Source organism: Streptomyces sp. NPDC031100 (assembly GCF_055570785.1).
The window spans coordinates 341,798-361,236 of sequence record NZ_JBVIGN010000003.1; the positions used below are offsets into that span (position 1 = coordinate 341,798).

15 protein-coding genes are annotated in these 19,439 nt (G+C 71.5%); all 15 read right to left on the reverse strand.

Going from position 1 to position 19,439, the window contains the following annotated elements; translation table 11 throughout:
- Positions 1-45: 45 nt before the first annotated feature.
- Positions 46-3,438 (reverse strand): hypothetical protein, encoded by a 3,393-nt coding sequence (locus tag ACZ5DS_RS09410; RefSeq protein ID WP_468235470.1) that lies wholly within the window; start codon positions 3,436-3,438, stop codon positions 46-48.
- A 102-nt stretch (positions 3,439-3,540) separates the two neighbouring features.
- The gene (locus tag ACZ5DS_RS09415; protein WP_468235471.1) at positions 3,541-4,926 is read right to left on the reverse strand and encodes an aspartate aminotransferase family protein; all 1,386 of its coding nucleotides are present in this window, start codon (positions 4,924-4,926) and stop codon (positions 3,541-3,543) included.
- The gene (gene dxs / locus ACZ5DS_RS09420) at positions 4,923-6,824 is read right to left on the reverse strand and encodes a 1-deoxy-D-xylulose-5-phosphate synthase (RefSeq protein ID WP_468235473.1); all 1,902 of its coding nucleotides are present in this window, start codon (positions 6,822-6,824) and stop codon (positions 4,923-4,925) included. Before dxs ends, ACZ5DS_RS09415 begins: the two co-directional genes overlap by 4 nt.
- A gap of 40 nt (positions 6,825-6,864) precedes the next feature.
- Positions 6,865-7,980, reverse strand: coding sequence for a flavodoxin-dependent (E)-4-hydroxy-3-methylbut-2-enyl-diphosphate synthase (gene ispG, locus ACZ5DS_RS09425; protein WP_468235475.1), 1,116 nt, complete (start codon positions 7,978-7,980; stop codon positions 6,865-6,867).
- Between the two features lie 4 nt (positions 7,981-7,984).
- Positions 7,985-9,007, reverse strand: coding sequence for an adenosyl-hopene transferase HpnH (gene hpnH, locus ACZ5DS_RS09430; protein WP_468235477.1), 1,023 nt, complete (start codon positions 9,005-9,007; stop codon positions 7,985-7,987).
- 5 nt (positions 9,008-9,012) lie between these two features.
- Complete coding sequence (locus ACZ5DS_RS09435) at positions 9,013-9,654, reverse strand: phosphorylase family protein (RefSeq protein ID WP_468235478.1); 642 nt, start codon at positions 9,652-9,654, stop codon at positions 9,013-9,015.
- Complete coding sequence (gene shc / locus ACZ5DS_RS09440; protein WP_468235480.1) at positions 9,655-11,673, reverse strand: squalene--hopene cyclase; 2,019 nt, start codon at positions 11,671-11,673, stop codon at positions 9,655-9,657.
- A 116-nt stretch (positions 11,674-11,789) separates the two neighbouring features.
- Entirely contained in the window at positions 11,790-12,926 is a 1,137-nt protein-coding gene (locus tag ACZ5DS_RS09445; protein ID WP_468235482.1) for a polyprenyl synthetase family protein, read from the reverse strand.
- On the reverse strand, positions 12,926-14,353 hold the full coding sequence (gene hpnE / locus ACZ5DS_RS09450; protein WP_468235483.1) for a hydroxysqualene dehydroxylase HpnE: 1,428 nt from the start codon (positions 14,351-14,353) through the stop codon (positions 12,926-12,928). The genes ACZ5DS_RS09445 and hpnE overlap by 1 nt, the downstream gene beginning before the upstream one ends.
- Positions 14,350-14,490, reverse strand: a complete 141-nt coding sequence (locus tag ACZ5DS_RS09455) for a DUF6380 family protein (protein WP_468235485.1) — start codon at positions 14,488-14,490, stop codon at positions 14,350-14,352. Before ACZ5DS_RS09455 ends, hpnE begins: the two co-directional genes overlap by 4 nt.
- On the reverse strand, positions 14,490-15,440 hold the full coding sequence (gene hpnD, locus ACZ5DS_RS09460) for a presqualene diphosphate synthase HpnD (RefSeq protein ID WP_468235487.1): 951 nt from the start codon (positions 15,438-15,440) through the stop codon (positions 14,490-14,492). Before hpnD ends, ACZ5DS_RS09455 begins: the two co-directional genes overlap by 1 nt.
- A complete protein-coding gene (hpnC, locus tag ACZ5DS_RS09465; RefSeq protein WP_468235488.1) occupies positions 15,437-16,333 on the reverse strand; it encodes a squalene synthase HpnC in 897 nt (298 codons plus the stop codon). Before hpnC ends, hpnD begins: the two co-directional genes overlap by 4 nt.
- A gap of 367 nt (positions 16,334-16,700) precedes the next feature.
- Positions 16,701-17,489, reverse strand: a complete 789-nt coding sequence (locus ACZ5DS_RS09470; RefSeq protein ID WP_468235490.1) for an ABC transporter ATP-binding protein — start codon at positions 17,487-17,489, stop codon at positions 16,701-16,703.
- Positions 17,482-18,411: an ABC transporter permease gene (locus ACZ5DS_RS09475; protein ID WP_468235492.1), complete on the reverse strand. Its 930-nt coding sequence runs from the start codon at positions 18,409-18,411 to the stop codon at positions 17,482-17,484. Before ACZ5DS_RS09475 ends, ACZ5DS_RS09470 begins: the two co-directional genes overlap by 8 nt.
- Positions 18,412-18,545: 134 nt before the next feature.
- A complete protein-coding gene (locus ACZ5DS_RS09480; RefSeq protein WP_468235493.1) occupies positions 18,546-19,439 on the reverse strand; it encodes a glycosyltransferase family 2 protein in 894 nt (297 codons plus the stop codon).

The window sequence follows — 19,439 nt, forward strand, 5'->3', positions numbered from 1 at the left end:
TGTTACCTGTTGGGCAAATTTATTGCCCCAGAGGCAAAAGCGTGGTCATTCCGTGGTCGTCATGCTCTGGTAAGCCTGGTTCCGTACATCGCGGTCGGGATGTCTGCGCAGCAGCCGCAGCAACGCTCGCCACTCCTCCGGCCAGCCGAGGGCGCCACCGGTTCCGTTCACCAGGCCTGCCGCCAGCAGACCGGTGACGGTGCCGCCGTCGCGGGCGAGCCGTTCGGCGGCCGCCAGCAGGGCCCCGCTACGCCGGCCCGGGTCGCCGTGGACCCGGTCGGTGCCCAGCTGACCGGCGGCCTGCATGGCGACGATCACTCCAGCCTCCTCCAGGGCGTCTGCCAGGTCCCGCAGTCGTTCGAGGACGGCGGCCGGCTCCGCAGCGTGGTGGACCAGCCTGCGCAGCAGGTCGGCGCGTGCGGACACCAGCAGCGGTTCCCGTGCCAGCAGCCCGGCGATCGCCCGGAGCAGCTCGGGGCTGTCGGGCCTGTCGGAAACCGATGACACCAGGGTGCGCAGCCGCTGCAGCGCCGGCAGGTCCCGGTCCTCCAGCGCGTCGCCGCCTCCCTCAGGCGTGTGCATCGCGGCCAGAAGCTCGCTCACGGCACCGTGGAACACACTGCCGGGAGCCGCGCCGCCCACCGGATGCGGCAGGTCGGAGGCCGCCAGGTCGCGCAGTACCCGCGCGGCGTTCTGCCAGTGCGTGCGGCTCTGGAGGTCACAGACCGTGCCGGAGATCCGCCCCGCCAGCCCGGGGGCGTAACGGACCCAGTCGGCCACGGCCGACAGCGCGACGTAGCCCGCGAAACGGTCGCATGACGCCAGGCCGGTGCCGTACGCCGCATCGACGATGGTGGCGTATCTGCCGCGGTGTGCGTCGGCCAGTTCCCAGGGGCTGACCTCCACGACGGCGTCGAGCACGAGCTGGGTGTCGTCGCGCACGGCATCCTGCAGGAGGTCCCAGGCCTCCGGCACGCCCAGCAGCGGCGGCAGGGCGTGCAGGACGGCGGACCGCACATCGGGATGGGCGTCGGGGGCCCGGAAGGCGCGCGCCAGCAGGGCGACCGCCTGCCACGGTGGCAGGAAGCGGGCCGCGAGCCGCACGGCCTCCTTGCGCGAGGTCACCTTCGCGGCCTGCTCCCCGGTCAGCAACGCGCCCAGCGCCGAGGCGAGTTCGGAGGGAGCGGAGAACCGTGCGGCACGGCTCACCGCGTACACCGCGACCCGTGCCCGGTCGCCACCGGCCTGCTCCAGGAGCACCGGCAGGGCGTCCTGGGGCCGGTCGGTCCAGGCCAGCGCGGCGAGCGCCGCCTCCGCGACGACGACATCACCGTCGTCCTTGTGCGTCATGGCCAGGGCTCGTCCCAGCTCGGGGACAGGTGCGGCGGCCCGGAACACGGCAGCCCGGTCGTCCGACGGCAGGGAGCCGTCCGCGGCCGTCAGCCCGGCGAGCCGGGCTGCGGCCCGCTGCTGGCGCGGCAGCCAGCGGTCGGCCTCGGCCAGGTCCGGCAGCGGGCGCCTGGCACCGGGCACCAGGAAGCGCCCGTACGGCGGGGTGTCGTCGAGCAGCGCGTCCAGCAGATCCGTGCGTGACCGGGCCAGCACGCGCGCGACGGGGGGAAGGACGGCCGCCGACGCTTCCAGCGCGACGATCCTGGCCGCCCGTTCGGCGCGGGTGGCCGGTGCGGCCAGCCACAGCTCCGCGGCCGCCTCGAACGCCGTGTCGTCGCCGCGCTCCATGGCCAGGGCCAGCATGTCCTGCAGCCCGGGCAGCTGCCGGGCACGCGGCCCCAGCGCGTCGGCGAGGCCCAGCAGCAGCCGGAAGTCGGACCTCTGCGCCGCGGCTTCCAGCCACGGGCGCAGTGCCTCGAACACCTCGTGCTCCTGGCCGCGGCGCAGGACCCGGTGCAGCGGGCCGAAGTCCGGCACACCGACCCGGCCCGCCATCCGCTCCAGGGTGCGCAGCGCCCAGCAGCGCAGGGCCGGCTCGCCGTCCCTGGCGTGCTCGACCAGCACGCGCTCGGCCAGGGTGCGCAGTGCGGTCAGGCTGCCCGCCGAACAGTCCCGTGCCTCGAGGGCGTCGGCGGCGATCCGGTCGAGCAGGGTGGCGTCCTCCGGGGCGAACAGCCGCGGAGGCACCGTGGCGAGCGCACCGAGCGCCGCCGCGCGCACCAGGTCCTGGTCGTTGCGCAGGCGTCCCACCTCGGTCAGTACCTCGGTGACGGCCTCCCGGCCGCCGTCCCGGGCCGCGCACGCCACCAGCAGCGGCCAGACGGCCGCCCGGTCGTCGGCCTCGGTCATGCGTGCCGCGGCGAGCAGCGCGGGCCACGCCTCGCCGAACGGGCCGTGGGCGAGCGTGTCCAGGTCGTCCCACCAGTAGTTCTCGCCGGTGAAGGCGGCCGCAGCCCGCCGTACCTCCGCCCAGCGGCGTTCGCGGGGCAGCAGGCCGAGAACACCGAGAGCAGGGTCCCAGGCAAGCCCGTCGGCGGTGACCGCGTCGAGGAACGCCGGGCGCCGGGCGGGGGCCATCGCCTTCAGGAGCGCGGCGAAGTGGCCGTCACGACGGCGCAGCCAGTGGCGGCCCAGCAGCGGCAGCGACTCCGGCGCGGCCCGCACGAGCCTGCGCAGCACACCGGGCGGCGGTATCGGCTCATAGCGCTGTGCGCGCCGGTCCGGGGAGGCGATCCAGCGGACCACGCGTTCGGCGTCGGCCGCGACCAGGGCGCCGAGTGCGCAGTGCAGCGCGGGCGGCAGGCTGTCGGGCCCGTGCCGTTCCAGCAGTGCCAGGACCCGCTCGGGGCGCCGTGGCGCGAGCGCGGCGACCGTCGTGGCGTTCAGGTGCCACCACTTGTCCTGCTGCCGTCCGCCGGCGCGGTCGGCCAGAGCCCGTTCCGCGTGGTCCAGCACCGGATCGGGATGGCGCCGTGCGAGCCTCGTCCAGCCGTCGACGGCGTGCGCGAGCCGGGGCAACTCCCGTGCGACGAACGCCGGGGAGCAGGCGGGCAGCAGCCGGGCCGCCTCGGCGTCGCCCCACTCCGCGCCCAGCCGTGCCACCAGCCGTTCGGCGAGTGCGGTACGGCCGCCGGAAGCGAGCGTGCGGGCCAGCCGGTGGCGCCGCTCGGCCGGTGCGTCCTCGTACGCCGCTTCCACCGCCTCGTCCGGCACGGGCAGGACACGGGCGGCGCGCAGGGCGTACCCGGCAACGATCGCATCGGGGTCGGCCAGCCGCTCGGCGAGGAAGCCCGCGTCCCGCCCGGCGAACGCGGCCAGCGCCGCGAGCCGCCGCTCATACGGCCCACGTGTGTCGAGGTCGGTGAGAAGCGGAGTGAGTCGCCCCTCGGCGGCCAGCCCGTGAGCGGTCCTCGCGGTCAGGGCGAGACGGTCCGGGAAGGGCAGTGGTTCGAGGGCGGACAGCAGCTGCTCCGCGGTGGTCGGCATCCGGCGATTGTGCCCCAGAGTGATCCTTTCGGACGCATCGATTTTTCCGAGCCGACGTCTCCTGGCCGGGGCCCGCAACGGGGCCCCGGCCCACGAGCCCTGCTAGCGGTTGGCCACCGCCTGCTTGATCAGGGTCTTGCCGAAGTCCCACATCAGGCCGCCGCCGCTGTGGGCGTCGTCCATGACGTCCGTGAAGGCCTCGACGAACCGGTCCACGTCGGCCTCGTCGACGACCAGCGGCGGGATGAGCTTGATCACCTCCAGGTGGTCGCCGGAGACCTGGGTGAGGATCCGGTGCCGTTGCAGCAGCGGTACGACGACCATCTGGGCGAACAGACCCTTGCGGGCCGCCTGGAGCATGGCCCAGCGGCTGCGCAGCTTCAGCGAGCTGGGCCTGCCGAACTCGATGCCGATCATCAGGCCGCGGCCGCGGACGTCGGCGAGCAGCTCGTACTTCTCGATCAGCGCGGTGAGCCGGGACTTCAGCAGGTCTCCGGTCCGGCGTACGCCCGCGACGATCTGCTCGTTCTCCATGACCGACAGCACGGCGAGACCGGCCGCCATCGCCTGCGCGTTGGACCCGAAGCTCGCCGAGTGGACCAGGACGCGGTCCATGGACGAGTAGACCTTCTTGAAGATCCAGTCCTTGCCCAGGGTGGCGCCGACCGGGACGTAGCCGCCGGACAGCGCCTTGGCCACGCACACCAGGTCCGGTTCGACGCCGTCCTCGTGCTGGTAGGCGTAGAAGTCGCCGGTGCGGCCGAGGCCGGTCTGCACCTCGTCGGCGATGAGCAGCGCCTTGTGCTTGTGCAGCAGCTCCTGCGCGGCGCGCAGATAGCCGGGCGGGGCCTCGTGCACGCCCTTGCCCTGGATCGGCTCGACGATCAGGGCGGCGACGTCGCCCTTCTTCAGCTCCCGGGCGAGGGCGTCCAGGCCGCCGAGGGGTACGGCGGTGTCGGGCAGGAGCGGTGCGAATCCGTCGCGGAATCCGTCTTCGCCGTTGACCGACAGGGAGCCGGTGGTCAGGCCGTGGAAGGCGTGGTCGCAGTAGAGGACGCGCGGCCTGCCGGTGGCGTACCGGGCGAACTTCAGGGCGGTCTCGACCGCCTCCGTGCCGCTGTTGCCGAAGAACACCCGGTCCAGGTGCGGGCTGTGGGCGAGCAGCCGCTCCGCGAGCAGGCCGGGCAGCGGCTGGCAGTCGAAGCGGGTGAGGTCGGCCAGGTTCAGGTCCAGGACGTCGTGCAGCGCTTTGCGGACGACCGGGTGGTGACGGCCGAGGCCCATCACCCCGAACCCGGCGAGCATGTCCAGGTAGTCGTTGCCGTCCGCGTCGTAGAAGTGGGCGCCCTCGGCGCGCTCGTAGACCTTGTCGAAGCCGATGGTGTGCAGCATGCGCGGGAGCTGCGGGTTGAGGTACTTCGTGTGCAGCTCGTAGCGCTCGGCTCCGCGCTCGGCGAGGAGGGCGCCGAGGTCGAAATCCGTGGTCATTCAGCTCTCTCCTTGACTGGGCCCCCCGCGTCCTTGACGGCCAGGCTCGCGCTGATCCGTCCGGCGACCTCGACGGGCGTGAGGCCGATGTCGGCCAGCACCTCGCTGCGCTTGGCGTGCGCGAGGAACTGCTCCGGGATGCCGAACCGCCGTACCGGCACGTCCACGTCGGCGTCGCCGAGGGCGAGTGCCACGGCCGAACCGACGCCGGCGGCACGGCTGTTGTCCTCCACGACGGCCACCAGGCGGTGTTCGGCGGCCAGGCCCGGCAGCGCCGGGTCGACGGGCTTGACCCAACGGGGGTCGACCACCGTGCAGTTGATGCCCCGCGCCGCAAGCAGCTCGGCGGCCCGCAGGCACACCGGCGCCATCACGCCGACGGCCACCAGCAGCACCTCGGGGCGCTCGCCGCGGTGCAGGACGTCCATGCCGCCGACGTGGCCGACCGCCGGGATCTGCGGGCCGACGGACTCCTTCGGGAAGCGGACCAGGGTGGGCGCGTCGTCCACCGTAACGGCTTCGCGCAGCTGGGCGCGCAGCTGGTCGGCGTCGCGCGGGGCGGCGATCCGCAGGCCCGGTACGACCTGCAGGATCGACATGTCCCACATGCCGTTGTGGGACGCCCCGTCGACGCCGGTGACGCCGGCCCGGTCCAGCACGAAGGTCACCCCGCACCGGTGCAGGGCGACGTCCATCAGCAGCTGGTCGAAGGCGCGGTTGAGGAAGGTGGCGTAGACGGCGACGACCGGGTGGAGTCCGCCGGTGGCGAGGCCGGCCGCGGAGACGGCAGCGTGCTGCTCGGCGATGCCGACGTCCCACACCCGGTCGGGGAAGCGCTCGGCGAACCGGCCGAGCCCCACCGGGTGCAGCATGGCCGCCGTGATCGCCACGACGTCCTCGCGCTCCTCGCCGATCCGGACGATCTCGTCGCCGAACACCGAGGTCCAGGAAGGGCCGTTGGACGGGGCGAGCGGCTCGCAGGTGAGCGGGTCCATCACGCCGACGGTGTGGAAGTGGTCCTCCTCGTGGGCGAGCGCGGGTTCGTAACCGCGGCCCTTCTCCGTGAGGCAGTGGACCAGCACGGGCCCGTGGAAGCGTTTCGCGCGCCTGAGCGCCGACTCGACGGCCTTGATGTCGTGCCCGTCGATCGGTCCGACGTACTTCAGGCCCAGGTCCTCGAACATGCCCTGCGGGGCGAAGGCGTCCTTGAAGCCCTTCTTCGCGCCGTGCAGGGACTCGTAGAGGGTGTTCCCGACGACGGGGGTGCGCAGGAGGACGTCCTTGCCCCAGGCGAGGACCTTCTCGTAGCCGTCGGTGGTGCGCAGGGCGGCCAGGTGGTTGGCCAGGCCGCCGATGGTGGGGGCGTACGAGCGCTCGTTGTCGTTGACGACGATGATCAGCGGCCGGTCCTTGGCCGCCGCGATGTTGTTCAGCGCCTCCCACGCCATGCCGCCGGTCAGCGCGCCGTCGCCGATGACCGCGACCACATGGCCCTTCTCCCCCTGCACCTGGTGGGCCTTGGCGAGGCCGTCGGCCCAGCCGAGCGCGGTGGAGGCGTGGCTGTTCTCGATGACGTCGTGCTCGGACTCCTCGCGCGAGGGATAGCCGGACAGGCCGCCCTTGCCGCGCAGCTTGGAGAAGTCCTGACGCCCGGTCAGCAGCTTGTGGACATAGCTCTGGTGGCCGGTGTCCCACAGGATGCGGTCGACCGGCGACTCGAAGACCCGGTGGAGCGCGATGGACAGTTCCACCACGCCCAGGTTGGGCCCGAGGTGACCGCCGGTTCTCGCCACCGCGTGCACCAGGAACTCACGGATCTCTTCGGACAGTTCACCGAGTTCCGCCTCGGACAGCGCCTTCAGGTCGCGTGGTCCCCTGATGCTCTCCAGAATCGTCACGCTGGGCCCCCTCTCGGTCCGTGCCGTGCTTAACCCCAACTCACTTCGCCTGCTCTGCGAGCTTCATGGCCTCCTCGATGAGGGTCTCCACGATCCTGGACTCGGGGACGGTCCTGACGACCTCGCCCTTGACGAAGATCTGGCCCTTGCCGTTGCCCGAGGCAACCCCGAGGTCGGCCTCGCGGGCCTCTCCCGGGCCGTTGACCACACAGCCCATCACCGCGACCCGCAGCGGCACCTCCATGCCGTCCAGTCCCGCCGTGACCTCGTCGGCCAGCTTGTACACATCGACCTGGGCCCGCCCGCAGGACGGGCAGGAGACGATCTCAAGGCGCCGCTGCCGCAGCCCCAGGGACTGAAGGATCTGGATGCCGACCTTGACCTCTTCGGCGGGCGGGGCGCTCAGCGAGACGCGGATGGTGTCGCCGATCCCCCGCGACAGCAGCGCGCCGAAGGCCACCGCCGACTTGATCGTGCCCTGGAAGGCCGGTCCCGCCTCCGTGACGCCGAGGTGCAGCGGGTAGTCGCAGCTCTCGGCGAGCTGCCGGTAGGCCTCGATCATCACGACCGGATCGTTGTGCTTGACAGAGATCTTGATGTCACGGAAGCCGTGCTCCTCGAAGAGGGACGCCTCCCACAGCGCACTCTCGACCAGCGCCTCGGGGGTCGCCCTGCCGTACTTCTGGAGCAGCCGCCGGTCCAGCGAGCCCGCGTTGACCCCGATCCGGATCGGCGTGCCGTGGTCCTTCGCGGCCCGTGCGATCTCCTTCACCTGGTCGTCGAACTTCTTGATGTTGCCGGGATTGACGCGTACGGCCGCACAGCCGGCCTCGATGGCCGCGAACACGTACTTCGGCTGGAAGTGGATGTCCGCGATCACCGGGATCTGCGACTTGCGGGCGATCGTCGCGAGAGCGTCCGCGTCGTCCTGCGTCGGGCAGGCGACACGGACGATCTGGCAGCCGGACGCGGTCAGTTCGGCGATCTGCTGGAGGGTGGCGCCGATGTCCGACGTCCGGGTCGTCGTCATCGACTGCACCGACACCGGGGCTCCGCCCCCGACCGCCACCGGCCCGACATGGATCTGCCGCGACATGCGCCGCGGCGCGACCGGCCGGGCCGGTACCTCGGGAACGCCCAAGGGAACGGCGGTCATGGGATCACTCCCGGTTTCCGGAGACGGTCTCGCGCATGGCCCGCAGCGACTCCTTCAGGGAGCCCATGGTGGCGAGGACGGCGGTGGGCTCGTAGCCGCAGTGCGCCATGCAGTTGGCGCAACGCGGGTCCTTGCCGCGGCCGTACTTGTCCCAGTCGGTCTTCTCGATGAGTTCGCGGTACGTCGGCACGTACCCGTCGCTCATCAGGTAGCAGGGGCGCTGCCAGCCGAAGAGCGAATAGTTCGGGATCGCCCACGCGGTGCACGGGAAGTCGACCTTGCCCTCCAGGAAGTCCAGGAAGAGCGGGGAGTGGTTGAGCCGCCACCTGCGCCGGTTGCCGCCCGCGAAGGCCTTCTTGAACAGCTCGCGGGTCTGCTCGACGCCGAGGAAGTGCTCCTGGTCGGGGGCCTTCTCGTAGGCGTAGGCGGGCGAGATCATCATCTCGTCGACCTGCAGGTCGTCGTTGAGGAAGTTGAGCACCTCGACGATGGTCTGCGGGGTGTCGGTGTTGAAGAAGGTCGAGTTGGTGGTCACCCGGAAGCCGCGCCGCTTGGCCTCCTTGATGGCCTCCACCGCCTCGTCGAACACGCCTTCCTTCGCAACGGACTCGTCGTGCCGCTCGCGCAGCCCGTCGATGTGCACCGCGAACGCGAAGTAGGGCGAGGGCGTGAACTTGTCCATCTTCTTGCGCAGCAGCAGGGCGTTGGTGCACAGGAACACGTACTTCCGTTTGGCCACCAACTGCCGTACGATCTCGTCGATCTGAGGGTGCATCAGTGGCTCGCCGCCGGCGATGGACACCATCGGCGCACCGGACTCCAGCACCGCGCCCACGGCCTGGGCCACCGGCATGCGCTGCTTGAGCACACCGGCCGGGTGCTGGATCTTGCCGCAGCCCTCGCACTTGAGATTGCAGGCGAAGAGCGGTTCCAGCTCCACGATCAGCGGAAACTTGTCCCGCCTGCGGATCTTCTGTTCAGCCAGGTAAGTAGCGACCTTGATGGACTGACGCAGGGGCATGGCCATCTGGCTCACCTCCGGGGGAGCAGCAAAGAACGGTGCCATTCGAAAAAAGCCGGAAGGACGGAACGAAGCACACGGAAAGCTGATATTCCACCGCGCACCGTGCCGATCCGGACGAGTTCGTGTTCTGGAGCGTCCACGACCACCCGGACGGCCGCAACCGGGCGCTCGCCCGCCCGTACGGCGCTCAGGAGCGTGGCCGCGGACTCCATGTCGACCGCGATCGCACCGGTCGCGCACAGGTCGGCGCGCTCCTGTCCGCGGACGACGTGGTCGGAGCCGGTGACCGGGCCGGTGTGGACGGTGCGCCCGGGCAGGATGCGCGCGAGCTCCTTGACCAGCAGGTCGGTGCCCACGCACGGGACGGTCCCGTGCGGGTCCCGGGTCTCCTCGGCGACGACCAGGTCGCCGGGGTGCATGCCGGGGGCGAGCCCGGCGCAGAAGCCGGTGGCCAGGACGGCCGCCTCGGCGAGCGCCGGGTCCGCGAGGAGCCGGGTGACGGAGCGTTCCGCCGCCCTCGGGCCCATGCCCGTACGGACGACGGTGAACGGCCCGCCCGCACCGCTGTGGTCGCCGGTGCGCAGGGCGAGGTGCTCGATGCCGAGCGCGCAGGCGATCAGCAGCGGGGCCGGGGCGCGCTGAGAGCTCATTCAGCTCCCCTTGACCTCGGAAGGCGACCTCGTGAGGTGCTGGTCGAAGGGGTCGCCGTGCAGGTACCGGCCGAGCGCGGTGAGCGGGAAGACCTGCCGGTAGAGGTGGTAGTTGATGGAGAAGTCCCACGGGAAGCCGGTGCCGGTGAAGTACGGCTCGTCCCAGGAGCCGTCCTCCCGCTGGGTCTGGGCCAGCCACTGGATGCCGCGCTCGACGGCCTTGGAGTCCTGCTCCCCGGCCGCGAGCAGCGCCATCAGCGCCCACGCGGTCTGCGAGGCGGTGGAGGCGCCGCGGCCGCTCCATTCCTTGGTGTACTTGTAGGAGCGCAGGTCCTCGCCCCAGCCGCCGTCGTCGTTCTGGACGTTCTCCAGCCAGGTCACCGCCCGCCGGATCGCCGGGTGGGAGCCGGGCAGGCCGGCCGCGGTCAGGGCGGGCACCACCGACCCGGTGCCGTAGACGTAGTTGACGCCCCAGCGGCCGAACCACGAGCCGTCCGGCTCCTGTTCGGCCAGCAGCCACTCGATGCCGCGCCGGGTGCGCGGGTCGTGGGCCAGGCCCTCGGCGGCGAGCATCTCCACGACGTGCGCGGTGACGTCCGCGGACGGCGGGTCGATGACCTCGCCGAAGTCGCAGAAGGGCAGCCGGTTCGGGAACGGACTGGTGTTGTCGACGTCGAAGGCGCCCCAGGCGCCGTTCTTCGACTGCATGCCGAGGTTCCAGCGCACCGCGCGCCCGATCGCCCGGTCCACCCGCTCCGGGTCGGGATGCCTGACCCGGCGCAGCGCGAGAGCCACCTCGGCGGTGTCGTCGATGTCCGGGTAGTTGTCGTTGTGGAACTCGAACGCCCAGCCGCCCGGCGGGAGCCCCGGCCGCTTCACGGCCCAGTCGCCGGGCCGGACGATCTCCTCGCCGAGCATCCAGTCGGCGGCCTTGACCAGTTGCGGGTGGTCGGCGGGCAGTCCGGCGTCGATCAGCGCGATGGCGGCGAGGCAGGTGTCCCACACCGGGGACTGGCACGCCTCGATCATCCGGGCGCCGTCCTCGCGCCACACGGCGAAACGGTCCAGCGACGCCAGGCCCTCGCGCATCACCGGGTGCTCGAGGTCGTAACCGAGCAGGTGCAGGGCGATGATCGAGTACACGGCGGGCGGCTGGATGCCGCCCCAGCAGCCGTCGTTCTCCTGCCGCTCGATGATCCAGCGGGCCGCGGAGTTCATCGCGGCCTTGCGCAGCCGGCGCGGGGCGACCTTGCGCAGCTGGTGCAGCGCCTTGTCCAGGCGCTGGAAGGCACCGCTCCAACTCGCCACCGGATCCAGGGGTTTGGGCGGGTTGGGGTCGGCCGGGTCGGTGTGCAGCTCGTCCAGCGGGAAGGGTGCCGGGCGGACCGGGCGCTTGGCCGAGACGACGGTCAGCGGCACTATGGTCTGCCGGGCCCAGCATCCGAAGTCGTAGATGTTGAGCGGCATCCAGCTGGGGAAGTAGATCAGCTCCGGCGGGAGTTCGGGCAGGTCCTCCCACTTCCACCAGCCGAACAGGGCGAGCCAGATCCGGGTGAAGACCCGGGCGGCGGCGATGCCCCCGCGCTCGCGGATCCAGGCCGAGGCCTTCGCCATGTGGGGGGCGTCGGGCGCGTCACCGGCCAGGCGGAGGGCGACGTACGCCTCGACGGTGGTGGACAGTTCGCCCGGGCCGCCGTAGAACGTGGCCCAGGTGCCGTCCTCGCGCTGCTCGCCGCGGATGAACAGGGCGGCCGCTCGCGTGGTCTCCTCGTCGCGGATCCCCAGGAACTGACGGAGCAGCAGGTCCTCGGCGTCCATGGTGACGTTGGTCTCCAGGTCGCCCTTCCACCAGCCCTCCGCGTCCTGCCGGGCGAGCAGGAAGTCGGTGGCGCGCCTCGCGGCGCGTGCGGCGGCTTCTTGTACCCCGGCCGCCTCGGGGGTGGTGAGGTCGGTGTCACTGGCCGCGGCAGCGCGGGACGGCAAGGTCGCCCCGGTGCTTCCGTCGGTCGTCGCTGTCATGGCTTCCCCTTCGTGCAGTCGTGCGAGTCGTGCTGCTGTGGGTCCGCCGTCGGCCGGTGTCCGTCGTCCCGCAACACCGGCCGGCGACTACGCGAGGGCTGTTCGACCGATAGTGATCATCTCTTTCGTACGACGACGAAGTCGGCGAGTGCCGTGAAGGCGGCCCGTACCTGCTCGGGCATGTCGACGGCGTCGAGGGCTTCGACGGCGATGGTGTGCTGGCGGCGCGCTTCCTCGGCCGTCCACTCGCGACCGCCGGCCTCCTCGATGAGGGCGGCGCGGGCTGCGAACTCCTCCTCGGAGAAGTTCTCGAAGTCGCTGCTCTTGGCGTCGGCGGCGAGGATCTCGCCGAGCCGCTCGGAAGCCGAACCGCCGGCCGCGAGCGCGGCGACCACGGGCAGGGACTTCTTGCGCTGGCGCAGGTCGCTCCAGGTCTGCTTGCCGGTGGCGTCCGGGTCGCCCCAGATGCCGAGGAGGTCGTCGACGGCCTGGAAGGCGAGGCCGAGGTGGTAGCCGTACTTCTCCAGCGTGTCGGCGGTGCGGTCGTCGGCGCCGCCGAGCACCGCGCCGATGGAGCTGGAGGCGGCGAGCAGTGCGCCGGTCTTGTTGCCCTCCATCTCCAGGCACTCCGCGACGCTGACGCGGTCGCGGTGCTCGTAGGAGATGTCCTGTGCCTGACCGTCGATCAGGGCCCGGGAGGCGGCGGTCAGACGGCGGGTGGCGCGGCCGGCCTCGACGGTGCCGAGCTCCAGCAGGATCTCGTTGGCGAGGGCGAACAGGGCGTCGCCGACCAGGATGGCCTGGGCGGGTCCGTGCACCTTCCAGACGGTGTCGCGGTGCCGGCGCTGCTCGTCGCCGTCCATCAGGTCGTCGTGCAACAGCGAGAAGTTGTGGACGAGTTCGACGGCGACGGCCCCGGGGATGCCCACCTCGGGTGCGGCGCCGGTGACCTCGGCGGAGAGCACCGCCAGGGCGGGGCGCACGGCCTTGCCGCCGTCGCCGTCGGCCGGGTTGCCGGCGGCGTCGATCCAGCCGAAGTGGTAGGCGGCGACGGTGTCCATCGGAGGCGCCAGCCGGTCCACGGCCGCACGCAGGACCGGTGTGGCCAGGGTCCGGCCGCGCTCCAGAAGCGCGGTCACGTCCACCGCGGTCCTCCGAGCGGGCGTCGAGGCCGGGGGAACAGTGGGCACAGTCTCTCCTCTTGTTGCGGTACCGGGGGTGCGGGAGCCTGCCGCCGGCTGCTGATCGAGCATCAGGCCGCCTCCTCGAACTCGAAGAGGTGGCGGGGGCGGGGCCGGCCCAGGGCGCTCAGCGCGGCGTCGGCCGCGCTCACTCCACTGCGGACCGCACTCTCCATGGTCGCGGGCCACCCGGTGGCGGTCCACGCTCCGGCCAGGTACAGGCCGGGGGCCTTGGTGCGGGCGCCGGGCCGCAGCCGCCCGACGCCGGGGGTGGGGGCGAACGTCGCCGTGCGCTCCCGGGTCACGAAGAAGTCCTTCACGGCCGCGCCGCGCGTGCCCGGCAGCAGTCGTTCCAGCTCGGGCAGATAGCGCTCGCGGAGCGCGGCGACCGGCGCGTCGATCTCGTCCTGCGCGGCCGACTGAGACAACGCCAGGTACTGCCCCTCGGCGAGCCCGGACGCGTCGGTGCGGTCGAAGACCCACTGCACGGGGGTGCCGAGGGCGGCGAAGAAGGGCCTGGCGAGCACCTTGCGGTCGTAGACGACGTGCACGTTGAGGATCGGCGCCATGCCGATCCGGAGCAGTTGTTCGGGGGCGTCGAGGGCGCCGGGCGGCAGCAGGTCGTGGGTCTCGCGCTGGGGTACGGCGAGGACGACCGCGTCCGTCTGAAGCGTCTCGCCGGGAACCTGAACGCTCCAGGTCCCGTTTTCGTTGGTAGAGACGGAGGTGACGCGTGTACGGACCTCGGTACGGACGCCCGCGGAGTCGAGCGCCTTGCGGGCCAGCCGGTCGTGCAGTTCGCCCAGCGGGACGCGGGCCCAGCCGATGTCGGCCGCGCCCGGGTCGGACAGCAGACCGGTCTTGAACACCATCGCGGCGAGCCCCAGCGAGGCGTCGCCCGCGACCGCGTTGAGGGTGGCGACCCCGACCAGGTCCCACAGGGCCTCGACGGCACGCGCCGACTGGCCGTGAGCGGCCAGCCAGCTGCCGAAGTCCTGCGTGTCCAGGGTCGGATCGGCGAGGTCGAGCCCCTTGAGCGCGAGCGCGGCACGGCCGACCGCGGCACGCTCGGCGAGCGACAGGTGCGGATAGGTGGCCAGGCTCCGGCCCAGGTGCAGGGGTACAGGCAGGGCGTCGCGCCGCAGTCTGCCGAGCCGCCGTCCCTCGGGCCGGTTCACGTCGAGTACGGGCACGTCGAGACGATCCTGCAGCGGTGCCAGCGCCGCACCCTCGATGCGGTCGAGGAACCAGCGGTAGGCGGTGCAGCAGCGCAGGTACACGTGCTGGCCGTTGTCGACGGTCAGGTCGCCGCGCTGGAAGGAGAAGGCGAGGCCGCCCAGTCTCGGCCTGCCTTCGAGCAGGGTCACCCGGACGCCCGCGTCGGCGAGGGCGAGCGCCGCGGTGATCCCGGCGAGGCCGCCACCGACCACGACGGCACTGCGCCCTGCCGGTGCCGGGATGTCGGCGTGCGCCTCGGTGTGGCGTGAGCCGTCGCTCATCGTGCGTCCTTCCCTGCGTACCGAGCGTGCTGGATGAACGGTGCACGGTCGGCCGTCGCAGTCAGGGACGCCACGCCGCAGCGGAGGGTTGCCCGCCGCATCGGGCGGTCGGAACCGGATGGGGCCACGGCGTCCATCAGGCGCGCCTCCTGACGGTGCGCCGAGACACGTTCCGGGTGTCGAGGCCGGACAGTCCGCGTACGGCGACGTAGGCCTTCTCGCGTCCGGGCAGCGAGACCCGGCCGCGCAGCACGGCCTGCGGGTCGCGCTCGATGCGGTCCAGCAGCCGCCGGTAGATGCCGGCCATGGCGGCGACACAGGCGCCGCTGCGCCGGTCGAGCATGGGCAGCAGCCGGTAGCCCTCGGCGAAAAGAGCGCGGGCCCGGCGGACCTCGAAGTGCACGAGGCCCGCGAAGTCGGAGCCCTCCGGCGGGGTCGGCCCGTCGAACCCGGCCGAGCAGCCGAACTTGGCGAGGTCGTCGGCGGGCAGATAGGTACGGCCGCCCTCGGCGTCCTCGCGGACGTCCCTGAGGATGTTGGTGAGCTGGAGTGCGAGACCGAGCGTGTCGGCGTACTCGGGCGCGCGCTCGGCGCCGCGCGCCCCCGGTTCCGTACCGAACACGCCGAGCGAGAGACGGCCGATGGCGCCGGCCACGCAGCGGCAGTAGACCTTCAGGTCGTCCCAGGTCTCGTACGTCTCCCCGCGCACGTCCATCTGGACGCCGTCGATCAGCTCGTCCAGGCCGGTGAGCGGGATCGGGAAGGCGTGGGAGGCGTGGGTGAGGGCGACGGCCACCGGGTCGGTGTCGTCCTCCGCGACCCCTCCCTCGCGGACGCGGGCGAGCAGCGCCCGGGTGTCCTCCAGGCGCGCGACCTTGACCTCGCGGGGCAGGTCGCCGTCGCCGATGTCGTCGACACGCCGGGAGAAGGCGTAGAGCGCCGACATGGCGCGCCGCTTGGGCGTCGGCAGCAGCCGGATGCCGTACGCGAAGTTACGAGCCTGCTGACCGGTGACGGCCTCGCAGTAGCTGTAGGCGGCGAGTACCGGCGCGGACACGTGTGGCACAGACTCCACGGCCCGGATCACCCCTCTCCTCGCAGGGTCACGCCCACCTCACGCAGCAACTGGACCTTGCCGGGTTTGGGCGGGCCGGGAAGTACGTCGTATTCCGCGGCGGCGATCGCCCGGATCGCCGCCCTTCCCCCCGCCACGAACCCCGCGAGCAGCAGCTTCAACCTGCCGTGGACGCTACCCACCAGGGGGGCGCCTTCATTCAGCAGATCGCGGGCGCGTTGCGCTTCATATGCAACCAGGGCGCGCACCGATGCGCCTGTGGTTTTCGCGGCGAGATCCGATTCCTGGACGTGGAAGCGTTTCATGTCCTCGGCGGGCAGGTAGATCCGGTCGCGGCCGAAGTCCTCGGCGACGTCCTGGAGGTGCTCCACGATCTGGAGTGCGGTGCAGATCGCGTCGGAGAGACGGATCCGCTCGGGGGTCGAGGTGCCGGTGACGGCGAGGACGAGACGGCCGACGGGGTTGGCGGACAGTTCGCAGTAGGCGAGGAGGTCGTCGTAGGTCTCGTAGCGCGCGACGAGCTGGTCCTGGCGGTTGGCGGCGATCAGGCCGAGGAAGGGCTCGGGGGTGAGGGCGCGGCGGCGGACGGTGGGCTGGAGGCGGCGCAGCAGGGGGTGGCGCGGCGTGCCGTCGAAGACACGCCGCAGGTCGGTCTCGAAGGCGTCGAGGAGGGTCAGCCGGTCCTCGGCCTCGGCGGCCGGGACGCCCAGCACGCGTGCGTCGGCTCCGCCGGCGGCGAGGTCGCCGTCGCCGATGTCGTCCACGAGGCGGGCGAAGCCGTATACGGCCATGAGGTCGTCGCGCCAGGCCCGGGGCAGGAAGAAGGGGGCCACGGGGAAGTTCTCGCTCGCGGCCTTGTCCAGTGTGGCGCGCTCCAGATCCGGCGCCGTGTCGGTTCCCGTCACCGCGCGCTGCCCGGGGCGGGGACGGCACATGCTGCGCTGAGCTGGGGAGTTTCCGTAGCCATTGCCGTCACATCTCCCGTTCTACACTGCCGACCCAATGCACACTATTTCGGACACGCCGCCCGGCCGTCCGTGGGGCAGCCCGGCGCAGGATGTCGGGCATTATCGCCCCACTTGCCGCTTTCCGGCACCAGTACAGCTTACGTTGTACAACGCAGTGAGGTCCGTCGGGGTGTCCTGCACATCACAACAACACACCGATTGGCGTCAAGATTCCTAAGGCCGCGCGGAGTTGACGTTTCCTTTGCAGACGCAGGGCCCCACCGGACGGTTTCCGACAGGGCCCTGACCGAAACGGGTCAGCGGGTCACTTGCCCGTGAACTTCTCGTACTCCTTGAGGACCTCTTCGGTCGGGCCGTCCAGGCGCAGCTCACCGCGCTCCAGCCACAGGACACGGTTGCAGGTGTCGCGGATGGACTTGTTGTTGTGGCTGACGAGAAACACCGTGCCCGCCTCCTTGCGCAGTTCCCGGATGCGCTCCTCGGAACGCGTCTGGAACTTGCGGTCACCGGTGGCCAGCGCCTCGTCGATCATGAGGACGTCGTGGTCCTTGGCGGCGGCGATGGAGAAGCGCAGCCGGGCCGCCATGCCGGAGGAGTAGGTGCGCATCGGCAGCGTGATGAAGTCGCCCTTCTCGTTGATGCCCGAGAAGTCGACGATCTCCTGGTAGCGCTCCTTGATCTGCTCGCGGGACATGCCCATGGCGAGTCCGCCGAGGATGACGTTGCGCTCGCCGGTGAGGTCGTTCATCAGGGCCGCGTTCACGCCGAGCAGCGAGGGCTGGCCGTCGGTGTAGACCTTGCCCTTCTCGGCGGGCAGCAGGCCGGCGATGGCACGCAGCAGGGTGGACTTTCCGGAGCCGTTGGAGCCGATCAGGCCGATCGCCTCGCCGCGGTAGGCGACGAAGGACACGCCCCTGACGGCATGCACCTTGCGCACCCCGCGCGCCGCGTCGTCGGAGCCTCGCCTCAGTATGCGGCTGAGGGCGGCCGTCGCGCTGCCCTTGCCCGTCTTCGCGCCGTTGACGCGGTAGACGATGTGCAGGTCGTCCGCGATGACCGTCGGTCGCAGGTCCCGCGTGTTCTCCTCAGCCACGGCCGTACCTCTCCTCCGCCTTCCAGAAGTACACGAACCCGCCCGCGAAGACCACCACGGCCCAGAACAGGGCGATGGCCCACACGTGCGGCGGCAGGTTCGAGGCGCCGTAGCCGTCGATCAGCGCGAAGCGCATCAGGTCCATGTAGACCGCGGCGGGGTTCACCTGCAGCAGGCGGACCGTCCACTCGGGACGCCCGGCCATCACGCTGTGGATGGAGAACATGACACCGGACGTGTACATCCAGGTCCGCAGGATGAACGGCATCAGCTGGGCCAGGTCCGGCGTCTTGGCGCCCATGCGGGCCACGATCAGCGCGAGCCCGGTGTTGAAGAGGAACTGCAGCAGCAGGACCGGCACGATCAGCAGCCAGGACAGGCTCGGGTAGCTGCCGAAGCCGATCGCCACGATGAACAGCACGATCATCGAGAAGAGCAGCTGCTGGAGCTGCTGGAGCGAGAAGGAGACGGGCAGCGAGGCGCGCGGGAAGTGCAGGGCGCGCACCAGGCCCAGGTTGCCGGAGATCGCGCGGACGCCCGACATGATCGAGCTCTGGGTGAAGGTGAACACGAACACACCCGTGACCAGGAACGGGATGTACACGTCCTTGGACATGCCCCGGCTCGCGTGCAGGATGACGCCGAAGATGAAGTAGTACACGCCCGCGTTCAGCAGCGGGGTGGCCACCTGCCACAGCTGGCCGAGCTTGGCCTGGCTGTACTGGGCGGTGAGCTTCGCCTGCGAGAAGGCGAGGATGAAGTGGCGCCGCCCCCACAGCTGCCGGACGTACTCGACGAGCGAGGGCCGGGCACCGCTCACGGCGAGCCCGTACTTGGCGGCGAGCTGGGCCGCCGACAGTCCCTCGTCGGGCGACGGTGCCGCGGTCACCGCGACACCGCCGTCGTGGGTTGTCTCACTCACAGGTGGAAGCTTTCGTCTTCGAGTACGTCGTGTTCGAGTACGTCGTGTTCGTCGTGCGGTCGTGCTCGTGGTCCGGGTTGGTCGGATCCGTCCCCGGCCGCGCCCGCAGGGCGCGGCCCCGCACGTCGAGCTTGTCAGATGACGGGGGGCCGGCCCAGGCGGGTCAGTCGCCACACCGTACGCCACCGCATGGGGCGGCGGGGGCCGCACGCCGTGGTCCAGCCCTCCTTGAAGCCGCCGAACCAGGCCTTCAGGGCCGGTACCGAGGGGCGGCGCAGCAGGGTGATCAGCAGCCAGACCCCGAGGTAGACGGGGACCAGCGGCACGGGGAGGTTGCGGCGGGCCAGCCAGACCCGGTTGCGGGCGACCATGCGGTGGTACACCGCGTGCCGGGAGGGCGCGGTCGTCGGGTGGTAGAGCACCATGTCGGACCGGTAGTCGATCATCCAGCCCGCGTCGAGGGCCCGCCAGGCCAGGTCGGTCTCCTCGTGGGCGTAGAAGAACTCGTCGGGCAGGCCGCCGACCTCGGCGAAGACGCGGGTACGGACGGCGTTGGCGCCGCCGAGGAAGGTGGTGACCCGGGAGGAGCGCATCGGGTCGGAGGCGCGCAGCCGGGGCACGTGCCGGCGCTGGGTCTCGCCCGTGTCCGGGTCGGCGATACGGAAGCTGACGATGCCGAGCTTCGGGTCGGCCCCGAACGCCTCACGGCACAGCTCGGCGGTGTCGTGCCGGGCGAGCAGGCCGTCGTCGTCGAGGAAGAGCAGTATGTCGACATCGCGGCCGCTGGGGCCGAAAGCCTCTATGCCGACGTTGCGGCCGCCGGGGATGCCCAGGTTCTCGGGCAGTTCCACGGTCCGGACGACCGACGGGAACTCCGTGACGTCAGGGACGGGCGAGCCGTTGCCGACGACGACCACCTCGACGGTGTCGCCGTCCTGCTTGGCGACGGAGTCGAGCAGGGCCCGCAGCTCCTCGGGCCGGTTGCCCATGGTGATGATGACCGCGCCGACCTTCAGGGAAGCTGTCAT

Coding starts and splice junctions, on each gene's coding strand:
- ACZ5DS_RS09410 (WP_468235470.1), bottom strand. CDS start 3,438: ATGCCGACCACCGCGGAGCAGCTGCTGTCCGCCCTCGAACCACTGCCC.
- ACZ5DS_RS09415 (WP_468235471.1), bottom strand. CDS start 4,926: ATGACCACGGATTTCGACCTCGGCGCCCTCCTCGCCGAGCGCGGAGCC.
- ispG (WP_468235475.1), bottom strand. CDS start 7,980: ATGACCGCCGTTCCCTTGGGCGTTCCCGAGGTACCGGCCCGGCCGGTC.
- hpnH (WP_468235477.1), bottom strand. CDS start 9,007: ATGGCCATGCCCCTGCGTCAGTCCATCAAGGTCGCTACTTACCTGGCT.
- ACZ5DS_RS09435 (WP_468235478.1), bottom strand. CDS start 9,654: ATGAGCTCTCAGCGCGCCCCGGCCCCGCTGCTGATCGCCTGCGCGCTC.
- shc (WP_468235480.1), bottom strand. CDS start 11,673: ATGACAGCGACGACCGACGGAAGCACCGGGGCGACCTTGCCGTCCCGC.
- ACZ5DS_RS09445 (WP_468235482.1), bottom strand. CDS start 12,926: ATGCTCGATCAGCAGCCGGCGGCAGGCTCCCGCACCCCCGGTACCGCA.
- hpnE (WP_468235483.1), bottom strand. CDS start 14,353: ATGAGCGACGGCTCACGCCACACCGAGGCGCACGCCGACATCCCGGCA.
- ACZ5DS_RS09455 (WP_468235485.1), bottom strand. CDS start 14,490: ATGGACGCCGTGGCCCCATCCGGTTCCGACCGCCCGATGCGGCGGGCA.
- ACZ5DS_RS09480 (WP_468235493.1), bottom strand. CDS start 19,439: ATGACAGCTTCCCTGAAGGTCGGCGCGGTCATCATCACCATGGGCAAC.